This window comes from Pseudomonas sp. CM25 (genome assembly GCF_013179705.1).
GTDB lineage: Bacteria > Pseudomonadota > Gammaproteobacteria > Pseudomonadales > Pseudomonadaceae > Aquipseudomonas.
The window spans coordinates 1-6229 of sequence record NZ_JABMCW010000314.1 but is presented as its reverse complement, the minus strand read 5'-3'; the positions used below and the strand labels follow the sequence as shown (position 1 = coordinate 6229).

Below are 6229 nucleotides of genomic sequence, written 5' to 3'. Positions count from 1 at the left end.
AAACCCGCGTCAGCCTTGCGCTCCCAGATCTGCACGCCGTTGCAGGTGATGCGGAAGATGCCGCCGGTGCCAGGCTCCAGCGCCACCCGGCCGAGGTCGTCGGCAAAGGTGCTGAGCAGTTCCTGGGCCAGCCATGCAGCGCGCAGCAGCCACTGGCATTGGGTGCAATAGGTGATGACAATTTCCGGCTTGCTGTCGGCCATGCTGACCATTCTCCTGGTGAGGGGCCGCTTATACTAGCGCCCTTTAGCCCACGGTTTGAGACTCACGATGCGCCGTTTGCTGTGCTGTTTTCTACTCGCCCTTGCCTCCCTGACCGCATTTGCCGCTGAACCGGCCAGGCCCAAGGTAGGCCTGGTGCTGTCTGGGGGCGCCGCCCGTGGCCTTGCCCACATCGGTGTGCTCAAGGCACTGGAGGAACAGGGGGTGCATATCGACGCCATCGCCGGCACCAGCATGGGCGCGGTGATCGGCGGGCTGTACGCCTCGGGCTACAGTGTCGAAGAGCTGGAAAAACTGGCCACCACCCTCGACTGGCAACAGGCGTTGTCCGATGCCCCGCCGCGCAAAGACGTGCCGTTCCGGCGCAAGCAGGATGACCGCGACTTTCTGGTCAAGCAGAAACTCAGCTTCCGTGACGACGGCAGCCTGGGCCTGCCACTCGGGGTAATCCAGGGCCAGAACCTGTCGCTGCTGCTGGAAAGCAAGCTGGCGCATACCGCCGATACCCGTGACTTCGACAAGCTGCCCATCCCCTTCCGCGCGGTGGCCACCGACATTGCCAGTGGCGAAAAAGTGGTGTTCCGCCGCGGCCACCTGCCCCAGGTGATCCGCGCCAGCATGTCGATACCGGCGGTGTTCGCCCCGGTCGAACTCGACGGCCGCCTGCTGGTGGATGGCGGCATGGTCGACAACATCCCCGTCGACGTGGCCCGCGAGATGGGCGTGGACCTGGCCATCGTGGTCGACATCGGCACCCCGCTGCGCGACCGCAAGCAGTTACTGACCGTGGTCGATGTGCTGAACCAGTCGATCACCCTGATGACCCGGCGCAATTCGGAAGAGCAACTGGCCAGCCTGCACCGCGACGACATCCTCATCCAGCCCTCCCTGAGTGCTTTCGGCGTGACCGATTTCGGCCGCGCCCGCGACATGATCGACGCCGGCTACCGCGCCACCCGCCTGCTCGAGCCGCGCCTGGCCGCACTGCGCCAGCCCGAGGGTGACAGCAGCCTCGCCGTAGCCCGCTCGCCGCGCCAGCGCACGCCGGTGATCAGCGCCATCAGGATCGAGAACGACTCCAAGGTCAGCGATGATGTCATCCGCTCTTACATCCGCCAGCCGATCGATGCGCCGCTGGAACTCGGCCGCCTGCAGACCGACATGGGCACGCTGTACGGCCTGGACTACTTCGACCGGGTGCAGTACCGCGTGGTGCACAAGGGTGACGACAACACCCTGGTGATCAACGCCCGCGGCCGACGCGGCGGCACCGACTACCTGCGCCTGGGCCTGAACCTGTCGGACGACCTGCGCGGCGACAGCGCCTTCAACCTGGGCGCCAGCTACCGGGTCAACGGCATCAACAGCCTGGGCGCCGAATGGCTGACCCGGGGCCAGATCGGTGACCAGCAAGAGCTGTACAGCGAGTTCTATCAACCACTGGATGTAGGCTCACGCTACTTCGTCGCGCCCTACCTGGACTTCGGCTCGCAGAACATCGAGGCCACCCTGGACAACGACCCGGTCGCCGAGTACCGCCTGGAGCGCTATGGCTTCGGCCTGAACGTGGGCCGGCAGATCGGCACCAGCGGCGAGGTGCGCCTGGGCGTGGGCAAGGCGTGGGGCGAGGCCGAGGTGCGCATCGGCGACCAGGACCTGCCCAAGGTCAGTTTCAACGAAGGCTTCTATGAGTTGAAGTACTCGTTCGACACGCTCGACAATGTCTACTTCCCGCACCGGGGCGAGGACATCAGCCTGACCCTGCGCAAGTACGACAAGTCACTGGACTCCGACCAGGACTACCGGCAGTGGTTGTTCAACCTGGACAAGGCCATCAGCAGCGGGCCGAATACCTTCGTGCTGGGCGGGCGCTACGGGCGCACGCTGGATGCCACCGAAGTGGTGACGTCGAGCTTCGTGATGGGTGGGGCGCGTGAGCTGTCAGGTTTCCGCCAGGACTCGCTGTCGGGGCAGAACGTGAGCCTGATGCGGGTGGTCTACTATCGCCGCCTGACGCCGCGGGCCTATGTGCCGCTGGACTTCCCGCTGTACATCGGTGGCTCGCTGGAACGTGGACGGGCGTGGAACAACGACAACGAATTCGACAGCGGGTACATCAATGCGGCGAGCGTTTTCTTGGGCCTGGAAACACCACTAGGGCCGTTGAACCTCAGCTACGGGGCCAACAGTGCGCATGAGCATGCGGTGTACCTGAACCTGGGGCATACCTTCTGAATTGCCGGGGCTGCCTTGCAGCCCCAATGGCCCTCAGGATTTCTCCAGGTTGGCCAGGATCTTGGCATGCACCCGCATGCACACCTGCAGGTCGGCTTCTTCCACGCCGGTAAACAGCTCCAGCCGCAGCTCATTGGCAATGGTTTCGATCTGCTCGATCAGCGGCTTGGCCGGTGGGCACAGGTGGATCTTCTTCGCCCGCCGATCTTCCAGCACCGCCTGCCGACGCACCAGCCCTTGTGCCTCCAGGCTGTCGAGCAGGCGCGCCAGGGTCGGGCCTTCGACGCCGACGCTCTGGGCCAGTTCACGCTGGGTTGGCGCTTCTTCGAAACGGGCCAGGTGCAGCAACACCAGCCAGCGCGCCTGGGACAGGTTCAGCCCGGCCAGGCGGCGGTCCAGCTCGGCGCGCCAACCCCGAGACATCTGGGCCAGCTGCATGCCAAAGCGGTGTTGGTTGTCGGTCAGGGGCATATAGCAACTCATCGAATGGATCTAATTATTAGGCAGCTAACCATGCCCCGCCGCACGAGGCAAGGCTCGGGGCCGGTTGTTTGCCCGATAATCGTCAAAAAGCATGACAAAGGTCAGCAGATGGCGGTTCTGCCCTCGAACTTGCTACCGGCTACATCTCGAACTCGGCCGCCAGCGCCGCGCGCACGCAATACAGCACGCCCTCCGGCACCCGCGCACCGAACAGCGGGGCAATGGCCGACACCGGCGGCAGCTCGCCTTCGCCATCGAGGAAGGCATCCTGCACTTCCGCCAGCAGGTCTTCCGGCAGGTCCAGGGCCTGGTCCAGGCTCAGCTCCTGACGGCCCAGCGCTTGGACCAGCAGGCTGTACACGTTTTTCTCACTGCAGTTGAGCTGCCCGGCGATCTGCGCCGGGGTCATGCCGGCGCGGGCCAGGCTGACCAGCTCGTGGCGCAGGTCGAGCACCACTTTCGGCGCCTCGTCGGTACCGCCACTGCTGTTGAGCACTTCGAGAAACGCCTGGCCATAGCGCTCCAGCTTGCGCGCACCCACACCGCTGACCTGAGCCATGTCGCTGAGGCTGACCGGCTGGCTGCGCAGCATCTCCAGTAGCGTCGAGTCGGGGAAGATGACGTAGGGCGGTACGCTGTGTTCTTCCGCCAGCTTGCGCCGCAGGGTGCGCAACGCTTCCCACAGCTCGCGCTCTTCGGCCCGCACCAGCTGGCTGGCCGGGCTGCCGCCGCTGGACGACGAGGTCTTGGCGGTGGTCTGCGGCTTGAGGTCGCGGCGCAACTGCAAGGTCACCTCGCCGCGCAGCAGTGACCGGCAGCTGTCGGACAGGCGCAGGCCACCGTAACCCTCGAGGTCGATGTCGACCAGGCCGCGCGCCACCAGCTGGCGGAACAGCGAACGCCACTCGACCTCGGCCATGCCCTTGCCAACGCCGAATACCGACAGCTTCTCGTGGCCGAAATTGCGTACTTTGTCGGTGTCCTTGCCCAGCAGCACATCGACCAGGTGGCCGACGCCATAACGCTGGCCGGTGCGGAACACCGCCGACAATGCCTGGCGGGCCGGCTCGGTGGCATCCCAGGTCTGCACGTTGTCGACGCAGTTGTCGCAGTGCCCACAAGGCTGCTCGAGGGTTTCGTCGAAATAGGCCAGCAGCGACTGGCGACGGCAACGGGTTTCTTCGCACAGGGCCAGCATGGCGTCGAGCTTGTGCTGCTCGATGCGCTTGTGGCGCTCGTCACCTTCGGAATTCTGCAGCATCTGCTTGAGCATCACCATGTCCTGCAGGCCGTAGGCCATCCAGGCATCGGAAGGCAGGCCGTCACGGCCGGCACGGCCGGTTTCCTGGTAATAGGCCTCGAGCGACTTGGGCAGGTCGAGGTGGGCGACGAAGCGCACGTTGGGCTTGTCGATGCCCATGCCGAAGGCAATGGTGGCGACCATGATCAGGCCTTCCTCGTTGAGGAAGCGGTGCTGGTTGGACGAGCGCGTTTCAGCAGCCAGGCCGGCGTGATACGGCAGCGCGGGGAAGCCCTGGTCGCAGAGGAACGCGGCAGTTTCGTCGACCTTCTTGCGTGACAGGCAGTAGACAATGCCGGCATTGCCGCGGCGCTCGCCAAGGAAGGCCATCAGCTGTTTGCGCGGCGCCTCCTTGGGCACGATACGGTAGAAGATGTTGGGCCGGTCGAAGCTCGACAGGAACCGCTCGGCGCCTTGCAGGTGCAGGCGCTGGACGATTTCTTCGCGGGTGCGCATGTCGGCGGTGGCGGTCAGTGCAATGCGCGGTACATGCGGGAACAGCTCGGCCAACTGGCCCAGCTGCAGGTACTCGGGACGGAAATCGTGGCCCCATTGCGACACGCAGTGGGCTTCGTCGATGGCGAACAGCGAGATGTCCAGCTCGCGCAGGAAGTCGAGCATGCGTGGCTGCACCAGGCGCTCCGGTGCCAGGTACAGCATCTTCACCTCGCCACGGCGCAGGCGCCCGGCCAGTTCGCGCTGCTGCTCGGCGGTGAGCGTGGAGTTGAGCGCAGCCGCCGCCACCCCCAGTTCGTCGAGGGTGGCCACCTGGTCGTCCATCAGCGCGATCAGTGGCGAGACCACCACCGTCAGGCCCGGGCGCAGCAGCCCCGGCACCTGGAAACACAGCGACTTGCCGCCGCCGGTGGGCATCAGCACCAGGGCATCGCCGCCATTGGCCACGCATTCGATGATCGCTGCCTGGCGCCCGCGGAAACTGTCGTAGCCGAAGATGTCCTTGAGAACGCGCTGAGCCTGTTCGAGCATGTGCAACTCCACAAATCGCCGTACCATCCGGGATACAGGCTGGACGAAAAAACCGTCCCGCACACGCCGAATGCGTAAGCGGTTTTTACCAGACAGCTGGTAGAAGCTGCCCCACGGTGAAAAATGGCGGAGTATACCGCAGCGCTGCACCGTGCAGGGCACCACCGCGATAGACGTTCCTTTGCCCCGGCGCCGCCGCAAGGTGCTAGAATTCGTTATCGTTTATTCCCCAAGGTAGCCCTGTAATGTCCTTCGCCGAGCAACTGACCCGCCTTCAAGCCTTCCTCGACGCCGACGAGCTGCACGAAGAAGCGCTGGATTATGTCGCCGCACACGGCTACCTCACCGCCCTGTCGATCAACGCCGAGGACGTGCCCGAGCGCGAATGGATCGATGCCCTGTTCGCCGAAGAGCCGCATTACGCCGGCGAAGCCCAGCGCACCGAGATCGAAGCTACCCTGGTCGCGCTCAAGGCGCATATCGCTCGTCAGCTGGCCAGCGAAGAAGAATTCGACCTGCCTTGCGAACTCGACCTGACCGATGAGCCGGACGATTCTGACCTGCGCGGCTGGTGCATCGGCTTCATGGAAGGTGTGTTCCTGCGCGAGGAAGCCTGGTTCGACCGCGACGAAGAAGAAGTCAGCGAAATGCTGCTGCCGATCATGGTCGGCTCGGGGCTGTTCGACGAACAGCCGGAGTTCGCTGACATCGCCAGCAACGCCAACCTGCAGGACGACATGATCGTACAGATCCCCGAGGCGCTGACCGCCCTGTTCCTGCTGCTGCACGCCCCTGATGAAAAGCCTGCACTGCTCAAGCCACGCCACCACTGAGTCACCTGTGCGCTACCTGCTGCTGGCCATCGGCTGGCTCAGCGTCGCGCTGGGGGTGTTGGGGATATTCCTGCCGGTTTTGCCCACCACCCCGTTCCTGCTGTTGGCGGCGGCCTGTTTTGCCCGCAGCTCGCCGCGCTTTCACCACTGGCTGGTCCACCACCCCAAG

6 protein-coding genes are annotated in these 6229 nt (G+C 64.8%); 3 read left to right on the top strand and 3 right to left on the bottom strand.

All coding sequences use genetic code 11. The annotated features are described in order from the left end of the window. Window positions 1-203 (bottom strand): SelT/SelW/SelH family protein (locus tag HP546_RS24130; RefSeq protein ID WP_172230459.1); only part of this gene is annotated, 203 nt, incomplete at its 3' end. A 67-nt stretch (window positions 204-270) separates the two neighbouring features. On the opposite strand from HP546_RS24130, the gene HP546_RS24125 reads away from it, so the two are divergent. After that, complete coding sequence (locus HP546_RS24125) at window positions 271-2457, top strand: patatin-like phospholipase family protein (RefSeq protein ID WP_172230456.1); 2187 nt, start codon at window positions 271-273, stop codon at window positions 2455-2457. A gap of 33 nt (window positions 2458-2490) precedes the next feature. Here HP546_RS24125 and HP546_RS24120 read toward each other — a convergent pair whose 3' ends face one another. Both HP546_RS24120 and recQ read right to left on the bottom strand, forming a co-directional pair. Further along, window positions 2491-2928, bottom strand: coding sequence for a MarR family transcriptional regulator (locus tag HP546_RS24120; protein WP_172230453.1), 438 nt, complete (start codon window positions 2926-2928; stop codon window positions 2491-2493). Window positions 2929-3079: 151 nt separating this feature from the next. Beyond that, window positions 3080-5227, bottom strand: coding sequence for a DNA helicase RecQ (gene recQ / locus HP546_RS24115; protein WP_172230450.1), 2148 nt, complete (start codon window positions 5225-5227; stop codon window positions 3080-3082). A gap of 245 nt (window positions 5228-5472) precedes the next feature. Between recQ and HP546_RS24110 the strand changes: the two genes are divergently transcribed. Further along, window positions 5473-6060, top strand: coding sequence for a YecA family protein (locus tag HP546_RS24110; RefSeq protein ID WP_172230447.1), 588 nt, complete (start codon window positions 5473-5475; stop codon window positions 6058-6060). Next, window positions 6023-6229, top strand: a 207-nt coding sequence (locus HP546_RS24105; protein WP_172230444.1) for a YbaN family protein, incomplete at its 3' end; no start/stop codon positions are given. The genes HP546_RS24110 and HP546_RS24105, both read left to right, overlap by 38 nt.

Bases quoted from the DNA above. Each gene is read 5' to 3' on its own strand.
- HP546_RS24120 (WP_172230453.1), bottom strand. From the start codon at position 2,928: ATGCCCCTGACCGACAACCAACACCGCTTTGGCATGCAGCTGGCCCAG.
- recQ (WP_172230450.1), bottom strand. From the start codon at position 5,227: ATGCTCGAACAGGCTCAGCGCGTTCTCAAGGACATCTTCGGCTACGAC.
- HP546_RS24125 (WP_172230456.1), top strand. From the start codon at position 271: ATGCGCCGTTTGCTGTGCTGTTTTCTACTCGCCCTTGCCTCCCTGACC.
- HP546_RS24110 (WP_172230447.1), top strand. From the start codon at position 5,473: ATGTCCTTCGCCGAGCAACTGACCCGCCTTCAAGCCTTCCTCGACGCC.